The following is a 15,107-nucleotide window of genomic DNA, read 5'->3' as shown; positions in this document are numbered from 1 at the left end:
ACGTCTGGCTCATAGTGTCGTCAAACTTGTATAAATTCGTCTTATGGCTTTGGGAGTTCGATCTAAATCCTCAGAACCTTAAAAAAAGCTAACATGACCACACCATCTGGCTCCACTAGCTAGACTTGAGCCCTGCGGAAATTAGAAGTTCACAGTTCTTACAGTACTCCCTGCCGAAACTGGTCGGTTCGCCACATAACTTGCACGTAGGCAGGGTTGACAACCTGCTTTCCCTTCTAGCCTCCTCCCCAATCCTATCAAAGTTCTCCACCACCCTGAGCAGGAAGCCGGGCGATTTCTCCTCCAGGGCATACATCAATTCCCTTACCTTGGCTCTCATGGTGGGCCTGGCCGAGATGTAGGGGCACTCCACCTCCTGAAACTTAAATCCCTTAAAATACGCATATATGGTGGTCTCCCACTCGTAAATCTTCCTCAGGGGTTTGACCCTCATGACAAATTTATCGCTTAACTTCAGGGGACTTTCACCCACCCTCATTAATTTCTTAACGTCTCCACGAAGGAGGTTAATGATGATGGTCTGGGCCTCGTCATCTAGGTTATGGCCCGTAGCCACCAGGTCAGCTTTCACGTCCCTTCCAGCCTGGTTTATTAATTTCCTTCTGAATCCACCGCAGAAGGTGCAGGCAGCTATATTTAACCCCCTAGCCTTCGAGGAACTGACCATCTCATCAAGGGAGTATCCCACTGACGCCTTGAATGAGGTGGATATAAGCTCTATTCCAAGGCTCTTCAGGTACTGGTTCAACTCCTTAACCTGATCCTCCCTGTTATACCCCCGGATGCCCTCAACTATGTTGAACGCAATCAATTTACCTGGATCCACTATCCTGGACAGTGTATCTGCCAGGACGAGGCTGTCCTTTCCTCCGGACACCGCTATGAGGACCCTGGATGCCGAGGTTATCCCTAGCCTCTTGGCCTCCTTTCCAACCCTTTCCTGAATGTCCGCCAGAAAGCACTCCCTGCAGAGCCTCTTCCCTGTGTGGGGCTGGAGAATTTCAGCCTGCCTTAATTCGCAGTTATCACACTTCATTTACCACGTCTCCCTTCCACGAGTCTCCTACCGCTGGCCACCTCATCTATGCTGTGTATGGCACATCCCTCCTCCTCAAGAATGTTCTGAACCTCCTTGAAGTCTACGTTCTCTCCCTCAACCACAACCATCAATCCCATGGTTTCAACGTCCATGTCCGAGACGCTTATGTTAACTCCATCTACTCCCTCCAAATTGTCCAATCTCTCGGCTAAATCCACAATGGATGAACCCCTTATGGGTTTGAGAACATCTAGGACAATTCTTCTTATAGTCAAATTACATCAATACCCCACTTTATTGCTCTCTCCGTTAAATTTCTGACTATTTCAATGTTCTCGATAAATGGGGTTTAAAAGCCTTCATTACTAAATCTACGGGAACAATTTATTAACCCCCCGGGTAGAGCAGGATAAGTTTAAATATAATAACGTATAGGGGGTATATAAATGGGGGGTCAAAACATGATGGGGGTTGAACTAAGAGGTACACCGAGAGTTGTGGGCAAGGAAGTCTTTGGCAACCTTTACGAATGCGATACTGAGATACTCAAGGACTCAGAGAGATTGAAGCAAATAGCTGTGCAGGCAACCAAGGAAGGCAACATGACCTTGCTAGACGTAAAGGCATGGAAGATAGGAGAAGGTGTGAGCGTGGTCGCCATTGTTCTAGAGAGCCATGTCACCATACACACCTGGCCTGAGCATAGCTTTGCCACCGTCGACGTTTACTCCTGCGGTAGCCACACTGATCCCAGGAAGGCCTTTAACTATATTGTGGCAGAACTTAAAGCCAAGAGGTTCAATGTTAATGAGGCTGATAGGTCATCGGAGTTCTAGTGGTAGGAGGAGGGATAGCTGGACTCCTTCTGGCCCACAGGTTAAGGGATAGAGATCCCATAGTTTTTGACAGGAGGAGAAACCCGGGAAAGCAGTGCACTGGAATAATTAGCAGATCCACGTTTCAGAAACTTTCCGTCTCTAAGGAGTTCGTGGATAGGGAGTTCAGGGAAATAAGGGTAATTTACAGAAGTGTGGAAATTTTCATAAGGGGAGATTTCATCAGGCTGGGAAGGGAAAGGCTAGAGAAATGGTTAGACTCTGAACTTGGGGTAATGAGGCCAGTGGATGCGGTGATTAGGGGAAGGGATGAGGTCCTCGCGAAGGGATCCGTGTATCGCGGTGATGTATTTGACGCGTCCGGATGGAAGGGAAAGGCCAACTGGGTTAAAGCAGTGGAGTACGTCACTGAGCCCATGGATCAGGAGGAGATAGTGGTGACCCTTGATCCCAGGAATCCCGCTGGTTTCGGCTGGATAGTACCCCTGCCCGATAGGACGCTGGTGGGGGCACTCTCCAGATCGGACCCCAGGCCCTTCATACCCCCAGTTTCAAGGAGAGTATTGAGCGTTCATGGTGGTGCCATCCCCAGGGTTAAACCTTCTCCTACCTCTGTTCCTGCAATAGGTGACAGGACAGGTCTCATAAAAACGTTCACGGGAGGAGGCATCTTTGGAATAGCGGAGTTGCTGGAAAACTTCTCAAACTTTGACAGACTGAAAAGGGAAATAGCTAGGCAGTACTTCATTACATCTCTCCTGGAGAAGACGTGGAGGATGGGACTAGCCACCCTGAGATTTATGAACGGAAAGACGTTTTACGTGGACAAGGAGTTCGACTTTCACTCCTTCCTTTTCTCCCTACGGAAATTGTAACACCCCTCGCCCTTGACTATCACGCCCTGCCTGATCAACTCCGCTATAACCCTCTCCGGTTCCCTTATTCCGAGGCCCTTGAGATCCCTCACGGCAATTATCTCCCCCACAGAGAGGTTTGTCTGAAAGTACTTCCTTGCAATTTCCAGTTCCCTAGAATCTGACATGCTGTAATTTTATTTTCCGCCCTAGGGATTTAACTTTAACTTGAATCCGTTACTAAGGCTGGTGAGGATCCATAACGTGATAGGTGCGGGGCTTGGGGCCTTCACGGGGTACGTAGCTTCCTCCATGTGGAGAATCAATCCCGTAGAGCTCATCCTCGCCGTCCTGGTGGTAGCCCTCGTGGACGCGGGGGGTAACGCCATCAATGACGTTTACGATGTGGAGATAGACAGGATAAACAAACCGGACAGACCAATTCCTTCAGGCGCAGTATCTATTGGCACTGCCACCTCCCTTTCCTACGGTTTGATGGGAGCCGGTGTGATTCTATCAGCACTACAGGGTTACCTTCAGTTTCTGGTTGCGTTTCTTGTCAGCATAGCCCTGGTTTTCTACGCCAGAGACTTGAAGAGAACGGGTATTTACGGAAATCTAATCGTGGCGACAGCCACTGCCCTTTCCCTGTTTTATGGAGGGCTCTCCTACCACGAGGGAACGTGGCTTCAGAGGATATGGATTCCAGTACTATACACGTTCCTGCTCACCCTTTCCAGGGAAATAGTTAAGGGAATAGAGGATTACCGGGGCGACCTGGCAAATCACGTGAATACACTAGCCACCACCAGGGGAATAGTGAGCGCATGGAGAGTGGCCAGGATATCCCTGGTGTTAACCGAGGTGACCTCTCCTCTTCCTCTCTTCCTTGGATATAACCTCCTCTATGGCGTTCTCCTGGTACCGTTCCTCTATGTTACGACAAAGGCAGTTCTGGCAGAAACCTCGGAGGCGGGAGCGTCAAGGGCCAGATCCCTTCTTAAGGGGTCGGCCTTCCTTGGAATGATGGCCTTTGCCCTAGGCAGTCTCCCTTTTCAGTTCCTTTTCCACAATTTTCCTTAAACCCGCCCTCATACCAACGCTCCTAATGTAGACTATTCCCCTCTTTTGGGGTAACTGAATCGTGCACTGTGTCTCTCCTCCCCTTGAGAGATCGTGGAGAGTCCTGAACCCAACGGTCACCCCATTAACCATCACGTTCAAGGTCAGCCTCTCAATGTCCACATCTCCCTTGTTCACAACCCTTATCTGAAGGCTATTCCCAATCAGTTCTGGAATCAGATCAAAATCAAGTTGAGGGGTCTGGGAGGCGTAGGAGTAGTGAAGGAGGATCTGGGCCACGCTCCTTTGCTCCTCACTGGAAGGATTGAAGATCCTCACGAAGTTCCCCTCAGCGTCTATCTCCTCACATTCGTGCCCCAGCTCCAAGGTATCCTCCTGGCTCTTACCGTTGGAGACCCTCACCTTTCCCCTGAAATTACTCCTGACCACCAGGTAACTCCTGCCCATGGATTTCAGCTCCATCATCTCTCCAGGCCTGAGCTGAAGGAGCCCTCCCCTCAGGGAATACCTGGTGAAGAAACCCTCTGACCTCATTATCATGGTTGCGTTGGCCAGCCTTATGGTAAGGGGGCGAGCGCTGTTATAGTTAACGGTGAGCTCATTTTTCCCCTTCACTAGAAGGTGCGTCACGTCAAAAATGTGAAAGTGTAACTCTCTCTTATCCTCCGTGAGGTAACTCAGGTTTGGTTTGAACTCTTTTGTTAGCGAGAAATTATTCACCCAAAGTCTCCACTTAACGTAGTCCGGTGGAGACTCCGTAATCACCAAGAGGTATCCCTTCTCCGGTTTCTCCTCAACATAGAAGGAAAAGGAGTAGTCCTTGAGAGTATTCCCCAGAGTGGTAGATTTAGTGGAGCTCTGATAGTCAAGGTAACCGGTAATCTCACCCTCGTCAAAAGGCGCAAAGTTCACTGGCATACGTTATAATGGGGGACATCCAAAATAAAGCAAATGCTGAAGGTGCTAAAATCAGTGATATCTAGGTCAGACGTGGTTATGGAAGTTCTAGATTCCAGGGAGCCGGAGCTCACCAGGTCCAGAAGGGTGGAGGACATGATCCTGAAATCTGGTAAAGAACTCCTCCTCGTGATCAACAAGGCGGACCTTGTTCCCCTGGAGATTCTGAAAGAGTGGAAGGAGTACTTTGAGGAGAGGGGTCTCCGTTCTGTCTTTGTTTCCTCAAGGGAACATCAGGGGACAAGGATCCTCAGAAACTCGGTGAAGGAATTGCTGAGGGGTAAGGAGGGGATAGTGGGAGTGGTAGGTTACCCAAAAACCGGTAAGTCCTCGGTGATAAATGCGCTCAAGGGTAAACATGCTGCCTCCACGTCTTCCATTCCCATGTCAACGGGTTACACCAAGTCCCTTCAGCTGGTAAGGATAGATTCGAGGATCTACGCCATAGACTCCCCTGGCGTGATACCTCCCGATGGGGATCCATTCGAGAGGGTCCTGCGTGGAAGCAGACCTGAGGACCTGGAAGACCCTGTGAAGGTGGCAATAAGGCTCGTGGAGAGAATAGTGAAGTTCAATCCAAATTCCCTGACCCTAGCCTACAGGATAGAGTTCTCATCTCCCCTGGACTTTCTGGAGAAGCTCGCCCTAAAGAGGGGCTGGATATACAAGAGCGACAGGGAACCCAACATAGATCAGGCTTCAGTTCAACTTATAAGGGACTATCATGAGGGTAAGATAACTTACTATACCAAACCTCCGGGTTTAAAACATGATAAAACTAGTGATATTTGATGCGGATAAAACTCTCTGGGATCACTATAATATCTCAGAGTTTGAGGAGCCTTTCCAACTACCAGGGAAGGATGTGTTGAGGGATAGCGCTGGAAGAACCCTCAAGCTCTTCCCTAACGTCAGGAGAACGCTGGATGAGCTGAAAAGGAAGGAGGTGAAGATAGCCATGGCTACCTGGAACTATCCCCATAAGACGGAAAAGGTTCTGAGGGCACTTGAACTGGACAATTATTTCGACGTCATTGTATCGAGGGATTTCCCCTTCAAGTTCATAATGATTACGGAGATTCTCAGAAAGTTTGCGGAAAGGGGATTTCATTTCAAACCAGAGGAGGTTCTTTTCGTGGACGACAGGAGGGCACATTTCGGTAATGTTTGGCTTTACCTAGGAAGAATTCAGTGCCTCGAAATGTGGAAAGACATAAATGATCACCTGGAAATAATCTCAAAATTGGAAAATCGTTATACATGAGCAATTGTTTAGTAAACAAAATCTAATCTTGTTAAAGTTAATACATGATAATAAAGTTTAAAAACCTTGATTCTCTGCTATATGGTCGTGATAAGGATGATCGGTGGTTATACCCTCCAAGTCTAAACGTTTTCTCAAGATTGTCGTTTTCTCAAGGTTGTTTAGATGTAGAATTATGTATAAAGGTGATTTTGTATGCCCTCAGGTGCTAGGTTAGTAGTTGATTCTCTCAAAAGGGAGGGAGTCAAGGTAATTTTTGGAATACCTGGTCTAACCAACATGCCCATCTATGACGCCTTTCTCGAGGACCTTCAGAATGGAGAGCTACGGCACGTGTTGATGAGACATGAACAGGCAGCAGTTCATGCAGCTGACGGGTTTGCCAGGGCGTCAGGGAGACCTGGAGTGTGCACAGCCACTTCAGGACCGGGCGCCACGAACCTCGTAACGGGAATGGTTACAGCTTACTGGGACAGCTCTCCAGTAGTGGCTCTCACAGGTCAGGTGGTTAGACCGGTTATAGGAAAGATGGCCTTCCAGGAGGCTGACACTCCTGGGATTTTTGCCAATGCAGCCAAATACGTCGTGCAACTCAAGAACATCTACGAGATTCCCATCTGGATAAAAAATGCCTTCTACATAGCATCCACAGGGAGGCCAGGCCCTGTGGTGGTTGATATTCCCAGGGACATTCAGCTGGAAAAGATAGAGGACGTTAAGTGGCCTGAAAGACCGGATGTCAAGGGTTATAGACCTTTCAAGACAGTGATTGATCCGGTCAAGATCAAAAAGGCAGCGGAGATTCTGGTCGAGGCAGAGAAGCCAATCATCCTCGCGGGAACTGGTGCAGTTTGGTCCAATGCTACCCCGGAAATCCTCGAACTCTCCGAGATATTGGCTATTCCCATGGTCTCCACCCTGCCTGGAAAGTCAGCAATTCCACATGATCATCCTCTCTTCCTGGGGGCAATGGGCTACTATGGAAGGGCGGAGGCCTCCATGGCCGCCCTTGAGTCGGACGCAATGCTGGTGGTTGGAGCTAGATTAAGTGATAGAACGTTCACCTCCTACGACGAAATGATTGAAACAAGGAAGAAGTTCATTATGATAAACATTGATCCCACGGACTCGGAAAGGGCATTCAAAATAGACGTCCCATTGTATGGAGATGCCAAGATCCTTTTGAGGGAGATAATTAAGGCAGTGAGGGAGCTGGGAAGAAAGAGGGACAACTCAGCTTGGGTGAAGAGGGTCAAGGAGCTAAGGGACTATTACGCACAGTTCTACTATCACGAGGAGGACGGGAAGCTGAAACCATGGAAGATCCTTAAGACCATAAGGAACTCCATACCCAGGGACTCAATAGTTACCACAGGTGTGGGACAGCACCAGATGTGGTCAGAGGTCTTCTGGGAGGTGCTGGAGCCCAGAACGTTCCTCTCCTCCACTGGAATGGGAACAATGGGTTTTGGCCTGCCTGCGGCCATGGGTGCCAAGATGGCCAGGCCTGATAAGGTAGTCGTGGACCTGGATGGAGATGGTTCCTTCCTCATGACGGCCAATAACTTGGCCACAGCTGTGGATGAACACATTCCTATCATCTCAGTGATCTTCGATAACAGAACCCTAGGCCTGGTGAGGCAGGTCCAAGACCTCTTCCAGAGCAGAAGGGTAGTGGGGGTTGATTATGGTCCCTCCCCTGATTTCGTGAAGTTCGCGGAGGCTTTTGGTGCCCTTGGTTTCAACGCCACAAGTTATGACGAGATAGAAAGATCAATAAAGACGGCCATAAAGGAGAACATCCCGGCGGTGATCAGGGTCCCAATAGATAAGGAGGAACTGGCACTCCCCACTCTACCTCCTGGAGGAAAACTGAAACAGGTGATAGTGCGTGACCCAAGGAAGGCTACTTAGGGTAACAGGTTACTATAGGGATCCAGGGTTCCTGGAGAGGGTAATGGGGACCCTGAGGAAACTGTGGGTGGATGTGGAATGGATTAACGCAAGGAAAGTGAACGAAGACGGGTTATATGAGATCTATATGGAGGTTAAGGAAGGAAAGAACACAAACCTTGCGATTCTGAACCTGAGCAAGATGGTGGATGTGGAGAAGGTGGAGGTTCTGGAAGAGGGTAAGGTTGTTTCATACTCCTTTAACAACAAGGGCGAGATAAGTGATAATCCCGATGAGGAAAAGATGATAGTTTATGTACCAGTTTACTCTAAGATAACAGGCTACAGTTGGGGTGAGTCGTATAGCAAAGATCTACACGGATAAGGACACAACTCTCGATCCCATGAAGGGAAAGAGAATAGCCGTACTAGGTTACGGTAGTCAAGGCAGGGCCTGGGCTCTCAATCTCAGAGACTCTGGCCTTCAGGTCACAGTGGGTCTGGAAAGGGAAGGGAAGAGCTGGGAACAGGCAAAGGCAGACGGATTTACGCCCAAGAAGACTGAGGATGCCGTGAAGGATGCCGATGTGGTGATCTTCTTAGTTCCTGATATGGCTCAGAGACTGGTTTACAGGGAAAGGGTTCGACCCTACCTCAAGGAGGGAATGGACCTTGTGTTCGCCCACGGATTCAACATCCACTACAGGCTCATAGAACCTCCAAGCAACGTTGATGTTTATATGGTTGCACCCAAGGGCCCAGGTCCCATAGTCAGGGATTTCTACGTAAAGGGAGGAGGAGTCCCAGTTCTAGTTGCAGTTCATCAAAACCACTCCGGAAAGGCCCTGGAGAAAGCGCTGGCCATAGCCAAGGCCCTGGGAGGTACCAGAGCAGGGGCAATAGAGACAACGTTCAAGGAAGAGACCGAAACGGACCTCATTGGGGAGCAGACCATCCTGGTAGGAGGCGTGATGGAGCTCATGAAAGCCGCGTTTGAGACCCTCGTGGAAATGGGTTACCAGCCCGAGGTGGCCTACTTTGAGACCATAAATGAGCTCAAGATGATCGTTGACCTGATATACGATAAGGGATTCATGGGAATGCTCAGGGCAGTCTCAGACACAGCCAAGTATGGTGGATTCACTGTGGGCAAGCAGGTGATAAACGAGGAGACAAGGAGAAGGATAAGGGAGGCTGCTGAGAAGGTTAGGTCAGGGAAGTTTGCAGAGGAGTGGATAGAGGAGTACGGTAGGGGTAGCCCAACCCTAAGTAAGGGCATGGAGGAAATGGATAAGAGCCTTGAGGAACAGACCGGCAGAAGGCTCAAAGAGCTCATAGAGAGAGGAAGGCCTAAATCCTAGATCTCTTTTTATAAACTTGTGAACCAAAGGAAAGCTCGAGGTTCTAACGTCGAGAGATATATTCTTTCGCTTCTGAGGGACAGGGGCTTCGCGGTCATAAGATCACCAGCTAGCGGGAGCAAGAGAAAGGACCCAGCCCCAGACATCGTGGCACTCAAAATGGGAGTAATCCTGCTGATAGAGGTGAAGAGCAGGAAAAAGGAGGGAAATGTGTACATTACAAGGGAACAGGCTGATGGAATACTTGAGTTCTCGAGAAGGAGCGGAGGCGAGTTATTCTTGGCTGTGAAAAATCCCAAACTCCTCAAGTTCATTAGGTTTCAGGATCTCAAGAAGACTGACGGTGGAAACTACGTTGCAACTCAGGAGGCTATAGAAAAGGGAGTGGACATTGACGGCCTTGCCAGATACGTTGAATCCAAGTTTAGTAAAACACTGGATACCTTCCTTTAGGACTCCTTATCCTGTAACTTTATCCTTATCTTGATCCCATGCTTCTTCTCTAGTTTCCTCAGCTTTGTGTTGATCTTCCTGTTGAAGCTGGATATGCCCTCCCTTGGAATCTCCACCACGTACTCCCCGTTCTCCTTCTTGACCTTCGCGTCAGGGATAACCCCAGATATGGCCCTAGTTATCCTGTTCTCCATAGTGTTTAGGTTAAGTCTACCCACAGGAACTATCATGGTCTGTTCGCCGAACACGTAAATCTCGTACTCCACCCTGTCATTGAGGAAGTCCTTGATCTGAACTACAGGCCTGGCTAGGTCAGCCTCCCTTAACCCCTCTGGAACCTTTACAGTCATCTCCAAGCTGTAAACCTTCTCTACCGTGCCCTTATTTATGAAGAGTACCGTGTCCAGAATTCCCGGAACGGTTCCAAGGTCAACCCTGTTCAGGAACCTGTGTATGGCGTCTATTGCCGTCGTTGCGTGTACCACTCCTATCATGCCTATTCCAGCAAGCCTGAGGTCTATGTAAAGCCTGAAGTCCTCGTCGTTTCTCATCTCGTCATAGACGGTGTAGTCGGGCCTGCTCAGGAGTAGAATATCGTGAAGTTCCCCAATCTCCGCGTAATTCTTGGAGTACTGGGTTATATCCGCAGGGAGATGCATGTCCCTGGGGGACTCTATGGTCTTAACTATCTTGCCCATTTTCATGTAATACTCCGCCAGTGCCTGAGCGAAGGTTGTCTTGCCCATTCCAGGAGAGCCGGCAATAAGGATGCCCTCCGCCCTCTGCTCAAGCCTGTTCACCAGTTCAGGGTTAAGAGCGTAGTCCTCCAGCCTCTTCCTTGCAACCGGTCTGGTGGCTGTGAGTTCCCAGCCGTCAGACAGGGGAGGTCTCGTTATCACTATCCTGTACGTGCTCAACTGAACTATGGTTGAGCCCTTCCTCTCAATCTCTATGAAAGAGCCCTTGGTCCACCTGATTGAGTTCAGTATCTCTGAAACTATCTTCTTTATTTCCCCACCAGTCAAGGGAGTCTCCCTTAGAACGTGAAATTCCCAATCCCCAGGTTTCCCCTTTTTTGCCTTGGGAACAGCGTCCTCCTTGAGGTGAACGCTCATTGTGGACTCGTCAAAGAAGGTCTCTATGGACAGTGGTTCAGGCAGGGGTTCCAGAAACGTTACCCCAATTCCCAGAAGTTCCGCCATTTTCTTGGTAAGTTCATCTGCTGTGAGTAAGCTACATCCTCTCTCCGCGCAGTAATTCCTCAACTCCTGTTCCGCATCTCCGCTCTCCTTTCCCACCAGTTCCACAGCAAATAGGTACCTCTCTGATAGATCCTTTAGCTTCTCAATCTCCTCAAGCGCAATGTCGCTGGTGACAAGCCCCTGCTTGGATTCCTGTTCCAGTTGCCTGAGTAGGGCCCTGTGTATCAGGAACGTTCCGTTGATCAGGTTCTTCTCTATATACCTAGTAACGCCCTGAAGCAGCGAGCTCTTATCAACCAAAAACTCATTCGGCAAAAGATTATTCCCCGTTTAATCCTAGTTTTGAGTAGTAAAATAAAACACTATCTCTTGATCATCCTGAGGAAGTACTCATGAATTGACGTTGTCCCTGACAGCTCCGGGTGGAAGGTGGTTGTGAGAATCTGATCCTCCTGGGCCATTACTATCACGTCGTTCAGAGTGGCGAGGGCCTTTGCTTTCCCCCATACCTTGGAGATTGCTGGAGCCCTTATGAACACGAACTTCTCCTTTCCTCCCTCTATCTCCTCCAGGTCCACTATGGCCTCAAAGCTCTCTCTTTGTCTGCCATAATAGTTCCTGATCACTGAGGCATCCATCACCCCTATCAGGGGCTGGCCCTTCTTTCCAACCTTGGCATCCGTTACCTCCTTGGATAGCATGATGGCACCAGCACACGTTCCCAGCACTGGGATTCCCTGATTTATCTTCTCCTTTAGGGGATCCAGAAGGCCCAGCCTTAGGGCTACCTGGCCAATTGTTGTGCTCTCTCCTCCCGGGATGATTATGCCGTCCACGTCAAGGTCCTTTGGCTTCTTGACTGGAATAACTTCTCCCTTTCCTATCTTGTCAAACACTCTCTTCACGGAGAGTGCATGCTCCTCAAAGCTTCCCTGATATGCAACCACTCCTATCTTCATGCTCCCCTCACCTGCATGAGTTCCTCAGGCTTCAAGGTCTTTATGTCAATACCCATCATGGCCTTGTGCTCACTTATCATCTTCTGTGCCTCCAGAACTATCTCCGGATCCTCCCAGCCTGCGGTGGCCAAAACAATAGCCTTGGCCCTCTCCAGCGGATCCTCGCTCTTGAAAATTCCCGAACCCACGAAGATACCATCTGTGCCCAGCCACATCATCAGGGCAGCGTCGGCTGGGGTTGCTATCCCGCCAGCGGCGAAGTTGACCACTGGTAATCTAGCGTACTTCACGGTCAATTCCACCAGTTCGTAGGGAACCTGCAACTCCCTAGACTTCTTTACCCTGTCCTCCTCAGCCATGCTGAGCAGAGCCCTCAACTCCTGGTTAACTATCTTTATGTGTTTCACAGCCTCACTCACGTTTCCTGTGCCCGGTTCACCCTTGGTCCTGATCATTGAAGCTCCCTCTGAAATCCTCCTGAGGGCCTCGCCCAAACTTCTGGCCCCGTTCACGAATGGAATCTTGAATTCCCACTTATTGATGTGATGCTCCTCATCAGCTGGAGTCAGAACTTCGCTTTCGTCAATCATGTCCACTCCCAAGGCCTCCAGAACCTTGGCCTCATAATAATGCCCAATTCTCACCTTTGCCATCACTGGAATAGTGATGGAATTCATGACTTCCTCTATGATCTTGGGGTCTGCCATCCTGGCAACTCCGCCAGCCTTTCTCACGTCATAGGGGAGCTTGTCCAATACCATAACTGAGACTGCACCAGCTTCCTCCGCTATCCCTGCCTGTTCCACGCTGGTCACATCCATGACCACGCCTCCCTTCTGGAAGATTGGAAAGGCGTGCTTTACCCTAGTGGTTCCCTGAATCTGACCCGTGAAGGAAGGGGATTCAGGAAGGTAAGACATTAATCCCGAATCCTTCACCGTATCCCTTAACTCAGCTAACTTGTAGAAGAATCTCTCTACCTCATCAAATGAGAGCTCGTATAGCCTCATAAGCAAATAGAGGTGAAGTGAGGTTAAAAACTTAGATTTCTGATCCTTCCTAGAAGAGTCTTGCCCTAGACTTCCTCTCGTTCTCAGCCCTTATCTTGATTAGACCAAAGTGAACCGCACAGTTGACGCAGTAGCACTTGGTGACCGGGTACCTGGTGATTATGGCACCCTTCTTCTCCAGTTCGTTAGCCAGGGAAGCGTCCACGGGACTGTAGGTCCTTGTAACACACACGGCCTTGTCTTCCGGTACCCTTGCTCCACAGTTATCGCACATGACATACCCTACGTGACCTTTATCTCCTTTCCTTCTGCCTCTGTTCTCCCTCTTTTTGGGCAATACTTTAGCACCTCTCCTCTTTTCATTATGACCTCTAATAAGTTTTTGCTATTCGAAGGATGTTGGTTGAAGGTTTTCCACATACAACGCAGTTACCGCTAGGCTCCGGTTTCAGGGGAGCACCCAGAACCCTGGCCTGAACCTCCTCCTCTATTTTCAGACCGCACGAGTCCTGTCCACACCACGGAACCTCAGCTATACCTCCCCTGTTGTCAAGGAATTTTTTAGCCTCGTCCAGATTCTGGAACCTCTTCACTCTCTCCCTGAACTGCTCCCATGCCCTCTTTCTTAGGTCGGCGGAGATTTGATCCTCAAGGTTTCTAAACTCCTTGATCAAATCATCCTTTTTCACTGCCTTACCCTCGAGCGTATCCCTCCTCTTCAGGAACACTGTGCCTGCGTTCAGCTCCCTGGTTCCCACCTCTATCCTTATGGGCACTCCCTTTAACTCCCAGATATAGTACTTCTCCCCAGGGGTCTTGTCCTCTGAGGCATCCAAGGTAACGCGGATACCATTGGTCTTCAGGGTTGATTCTATTTCCCCAGCATACCTGTTGATCTTCTCCGTGTCCTCGTCGGTCTTCCCGGGTATTGGTATGATCACTGCCTCAAAGGGAGCCACCACGGGAGGTAGGATGGGGCCATGATCGTCGCCGTTTATGGATATGAGAGTGGCTATCACCCTGTCAGATATTCCGTAACTGGTCTGATGCGGATGAACGTGGGAACCGTCAGCCCTCTGCACCTTGTAATCCATGGCCTTGGTGAAGTGCTGACCTAGGTGATGGGCCGTTCCAATCTGCAGGGCCCTTCCATCCGGCATAATTGTATCAAGGGCAATTGTGTACTCCGCCCCGGCGAACTTATCCCACTCGGGCCTTCTGGAGATGAGATAGGGTATGCCCAGAATGTCAAAGAACCTACTGTATATCTCCACAGCCTCATCCACCTGTTTAGCGGCGTCCTCAAATGTCTCGTGAACCGTGTGAGCCTCCTTGAACGTGGTCAGTTCCCTAACCCTGATCATGGGCCTTGTGGCCTTGGTCTCATATCTGAAGACGCTAACTATCTGGTAAAACTTCCTGGGTAATTGAGTGTAGCCCTTTATCCAAAGAGATTCCATGAGGGTTATGGCAACCTCCGACGTTGGTCTGAGGGCGAATTTCTCCTCTAGTTCCTCTTCTCCTCCGTGGGTGACCCAGAAAACCTCCTTCTCGAAACCCTTGATATGCTCGCCCTCCTTCTTGAGAAGTCCCTCTGGGATGAGGAGGGGGAAGAGAACCTCCTCGTGACCGGTGTCGTCAAGCAACTTCCTAATGAGATTGGTAACGTTCTGTCTAATCTTGAAGCCGTAGGGCATCCAAACGCCAGAACCCTTAACAGGATACCTCCCGTAGTCATATATTTCTGCCTGAGAGATGACCCAATCAAACCACTCGCTAAAATTAGAGGACCATTTTTCCCTTGATATCTTCATGGGAGGAATCCAAAAAACTTGACCTAAAAAGTTTGGGGGTTTTTAGAACTTACCGAACAACATTAGCACTGCGAACAGTATACCGTATACTGCTATTCCTTCCCCTATGGCCACGAAGATCAGCACGGTACCGAACATGTCCCTTCTCTCTGTTAGTACACCTATACCAGCTGCAGCAGCCATACCCACGGCCATGCCAGCGCCAATTGCTGCAAGACCCACAGCTAGTCCTGCACCAATGTTAATCCCTGAAAAACCAGTTGAAGTCTCTGCAGGAGACTGAGCAAATGCCACAGCAGACCCCATAAGGAGCGGTAGAAGGAGTATTACATATTTCATTCTCTTTGAATATTCCATGTTA

The 15,107-nt window shown here is 49.4% G+C and carries 19 protein-coding genes; 9 read left to right on the top strand and 10 right to left on the bottom strand.

Annotated elements, in window-relative coordinates; all coding sequences use genetic code 11:
* Positions 1 to 115 precede the first annotated feature (115 nt).
* Entirely contained in the window at positions 116 to 1,057 is a 942-nt protein-coding gene (locus QVC96_RS01005) for a TIGR00269 family protein (protein WP_287689698.1), read from the bottom strand.
* Positions 1,054 to 1,335 carry a DUF211 domain-containing protein gene (locus tag QVC96_RS01000; protein ID WP_238025808.1) on the bottom strand — a complete coding sequence of 94 codons (282 nt, stop codon included), beginning with the start codon at positions 1,333 to 1,335 and terminating at the stop codon, positions 1,054 to 1,056. The genes QVC96_RS01005 and QVC96_RS01000 overlap by 4 nt, the downstream gene beginning before the upstream one ends.
* Before the next feature lie 186 nt (positions 1,336 to 1,521).
* Here QVC96_RS01000 and speD point away from each other — a divergent pair, with 186 nt between their 5' ends.
* Positions 1,522 to 1,896: an adenosylmethionine decarboxylase gene (speD, locus tag QVC96_RS00995; RefSeq protein WP_238025883.1), complete on the top strand. Its 375-nt coding sequence runs from the start codon at positions 1,522 to 1,524 to the stop codon at positions 1,894 to 1,896.
* Positions 1,896 to 2,771 (top strand): NAD(P)/FAD-dependent oxidoreductase, encoded by an 876-nt coding sequence (locus tag QVC96_RS00990; protein WP_238025810.1) that lies wholly within the window; start codon positions 1,896 to 1,898, stop codon positions 2,769 to 2,771. The genes speD and QVC96_RS00990 overlap by 1 nt, the downstream gene beginning before the upstream one ends.
* Here QVC96_RS00990 and QVC96_RS00985 read toward each other — a convergent pair.
* Complete coding sequence (locus tag QVC96_RS00985; protein WP_287689697.1) at positions 2,738 to 2,938, bottom strand: PolB1-binding protein PBP2 family protein; 201 nt, start codon at positions 2,936 to 2,938, stop codon at positions 2,738 to 2,740. The two genes, QVC96_RS00990 and QVC96_RS00985, sit on opposite strands and share 34 nt — an antisense overlap.
* Positions 2,939 to 2,978: 40 nt before the next feature.
* Between QVC96_RS00985 and QVC96_RS00980 the strand changes: the two genes are divergently transcribed.
* The gene (locus QVC96_RS00980; RefSeq protein WP_287689696.1) at positions 2,979 to 3,833 is read left to right on the top strand and encodes a UbiA family prenyltransferase; all 855 of its coding nucleotides are present in this window, start codon (positions 2,979 to 2,981) and stop codon (positions 3,831 to 3,833) included.
* Here QVC96_RS00980 and QVC96_RS00975 read toward each other — a convergent pair.
* The gene (locus tag QVC96_RS00975) at positions 3,789 to 4,751 is read right to left on the bottom strand and encodes a hypothetical protein (protein ID WP_287689695.1); all 963 of its coding nucleotides are present in this window, start codon (positions 4,749 to 4,751) and stop codon (positions 3,789 to 3,791) included. The genes QVC96_RS00980 and QVC96_RS00975 overlap by 45 nt on opposite strands.
* Positions 4,752 to 4,784: 33 nt before the next feature.
* Between QVC96_RS00975 and QVC96_RS00970 the strand changes: the two genes are divergently transcribed.
* The 6 genes from QVC96_RS00970 to hjc all read left to right on the top strand — a co-directional run bounded on the left by QVC96_RS00970 (position 4,785) and on the right by hjc (position 9,761).
* Positions 4,785 to 5,582, top strand: a complete 798-nt coding sequence (locus QVC96_RS00970) for a GTPase (protein ID WP_238025816.1) — start codon at positions 4,785 to 4,787, stop codon at positions 5,580 to 5,582.
* The gene (locus QVC96_RS00965; protein WP_238025817.1) at positions 5,560 to 6,054 is read left to right on the top strand and encodes a magnesium-dependent phosphatase-1; all 495 of its coding nucleotides are present in this window, start codon (positions 5,560 to 5,562) and stop codon (positions 6,052 to 6,054) included. The genes QVC96_RS00970 and QVC96_RS00965 overlap by 23 nt, the downstream gene beginning before the upstream one ends.
* Positions 6,055 to 6,249: 195 nt before the next feature.
* Positions 6,250 to 7,968, top strand: coding sequence for an acetolactate synthase large subunit (locus QVC96_RS00960; RefSeq protein ID WP_238025818.1), 1,719 nt, complete (start codon positions 6,250 to 6,252; stop codon positions 7,966 to 7,968).
* Positions 7,946 to 8,332, top strand: coding sequence for an ACT domain-containing protein (locus QVC96_RS00955; RefSeq protein ID WP_238025819.1), 387 nt, complete (start codon positions 7,946 to 7,948; stop codon positions 8,330 to 8,332). The genes QVC96_RS00960 and QVC96_RS00955 overlap by 23 nt, the downstream gene beginning before the upstream one ends.
* Positions 8,301 to 9,308, top strand: coding sequence for a ketol-acid reductoisomerase (ilvC, locus tag QVC96_RS00950; protein ID WP_287689694.1), 1,008 nt, complete (start codon positions 8,301 to 8,303; stop codon positions 9,306 to 9,308). The genes QVC96_RS00955 and ilvC overlap by 32 nt, the downstream gene beginning before the upstream one ends.
* 18 nt (positions 9,309 to 9,326) lie before the next feature.
* Complete coding sequence (hjc, locus tag QVC96_RS00945; protein WP_238025821.1) at positions 9,327 to 9,761, top strand: Holliday junction resolvase Hjc; 435 nt, start codon at positions 9,327 to 9,329, stop codon at positions 9,759 to 9,761.
* Here hjc and QVC96_RS00940 read toward each other — a convergent pair.
* From QVC96_RS00940 to QVC96_RS00915, 6 genes are read right to left on the bottom strand one after another with little or no spacing between them, the layout of a single operon-like run.
* A complete protein-coding gene (locus QVC96_RS00940; RefSeq protein ID WP_287689693.1) occupies positions 9,758 to 11,278 on the bottom strand; it encodes a PINc/VapC family ATPase in 1,521 nt (506 codons plus the stop codon). The genes hjc and QVC96_RS00940 overlap by 4 nt on opposite strands.
* 47 nt (positions 11,279 to 11,325) lie before the next feature.
* Complete coding sequence (pdxT, locus tag QVC96_RS00935; protein ID WP_238025824.1) at positions 11,326 to 11,922, bottom strand: pyridoxal 5'-phosphate synthase glutaminase subunit PdxT; 597 nt, start codon at positions 11,920 to 11,922, stop codon at positions 11,326 to 11,328.
* Entirely contained in the window at positions 11,919 to 12,932 is a 1,014-nt protein-coding gene (gene pdxS, locus QVC96_RS00930) for a pyridoxal 5'-phosphate synthase lyase subunit PdxS (RefSeq protein ID WP_238025825.1), read from the bottom strand. The genes pdxT and pdxS overlap by 4 nt, the downstream gene beginning before the upstream one ends.
* Before the next feature lie 49 nt (positions 12,933 to 12,981).
* On the bottom strand, positions 12,982 to 13,269 hold the full coding sequence (locus QVC96_RS00925; protein WP_012021849.1) for a 30S ribosomal protein S26e: 288 nt from the start codon (positions 13,267 to 13,269) through the stop codon (positions 12,982 to 12,984).
* 34 nt (positions 13,270 to 13,303) lie between these two features.
* Positions 13,304 to 14,746, bottom strand: coding sequence for a proline--tRNA ligase (gene proS / locus QVC96_RS00920; RefSeq protein WP_287689692.1), 1,443 nt, complete (start codon positions 14,744 to 14,746; stop codon positions 13,304 to 13,306).
* 42 nt (positions 14,747 to 14,788) lie between these two features.
* Positions 14,789 to 15,085 carry a V-type ATP synthase subunit K gene (locus QVC96_RS00915; protein ID WP_425598005.1) on the bottom strand — a complete coding sequence of 99 codons (297 nt, stop codon included), beginning with the start codon at positions 15,083 to 15,085 and terminating at the stop codon, positions 14,789 to 14,791.
* Between the last annotated feature and the right edge of the window lie 22 nt (positions 15,086 to 15,107).

Origin of the sequence: Metallosphaera javensis (ex Sakai et al. 2022) (assembly GCA_021654415.1) — an archaeon.
Lineage (GTDB): Archaea > Thermoproteota > Thermoprotei_A > Sulfolobales > Sulfolobaceae > Metallosphaera > Metallosphaera javensis.
The sequence above is the reverse complement of the archived record's forward strand: the minus strand, read 5'-3'. Positions and strand labels throughout refer to the sequence as shown.

Bases quoted from the DNA above. Each gene is read 5' to 3' on its own strand.
- QVC96_RS01005 (WP_287689698.1), bottom strand. From the start codon at position 1,057: ATGAAGTGTGATAACTGCGAATTAAGGCAGGCTGAAATTCTCCAGCCC.
- speD (WP_238025883.1), top strand. From the start codon at position 1,522: ATGATGGGGGTTGAACTAAGAGGTACACCGAGAGTTGTGGGCAAGGAA.
- QVC96_RS00985 (WP_287689697.1), bottom strand. From the start codon at position 2,938: ATGTCAGATTCTAGGGAACTGGAAATTGCAAGGAAGTACTTTCAGACA.
- QVC96_RS00975 (WP_287689695.1), bottom strand. From the start codon at position 4,751: ATGCCAGTGAACTTTGCGCCTTTTGACGAGGGTGAGATTACCGGTTAC.
- QVC96_RS00970 (WP_238025816.1), top strand. From the start codon at position 4,785: ATGCTGAAGGTGCTAAAATCAGTGATATCTAGGTCAGACGTGGTTATG.
- QVC96_RS00965 (WP_238025817.1), top strand. From the start codon at position 5,560: ATGATAAAACTAGTGATATTTGATGCGGATAAAACTCTCTGGGATCAC.
- QVC96_RS00960 (WP_238025818.1), top strand. From the start codon at position 6,250: ATGCCCTCAGGTGCTAGGTTAGTAGTTGATTCTCTCAAAAGGGAGGGA.
- pdxT (WP_238025824.1), bottom strand. From the start codon at position 11,922: ATGAAGATAGGAGTGGTTGCATATCAGGGAAGCTTTGAGGAGCATGCA.
- pdxS (WP_238025825.1), bottom strand. From the start codon at position 12,932: ATGAGGCTATACGAGCTCTCATTTGATGAGGTAGAGAGATTCTTCTAC.
- proS (WP_287689692.1), bottom strand. From the start codon at position 14,746: ATGAAGATATCAAGGGAAAAATGGTCCTCTAATTTTAGCGAGTGGTTT.
- QVC96_RS00915 (WP_425598005.1), bottom strand. From the start codon at position 15,085: ATGAAATATGTAATACTCCTTCTACCGCTCCTTATGGGGTCTGCTGTG.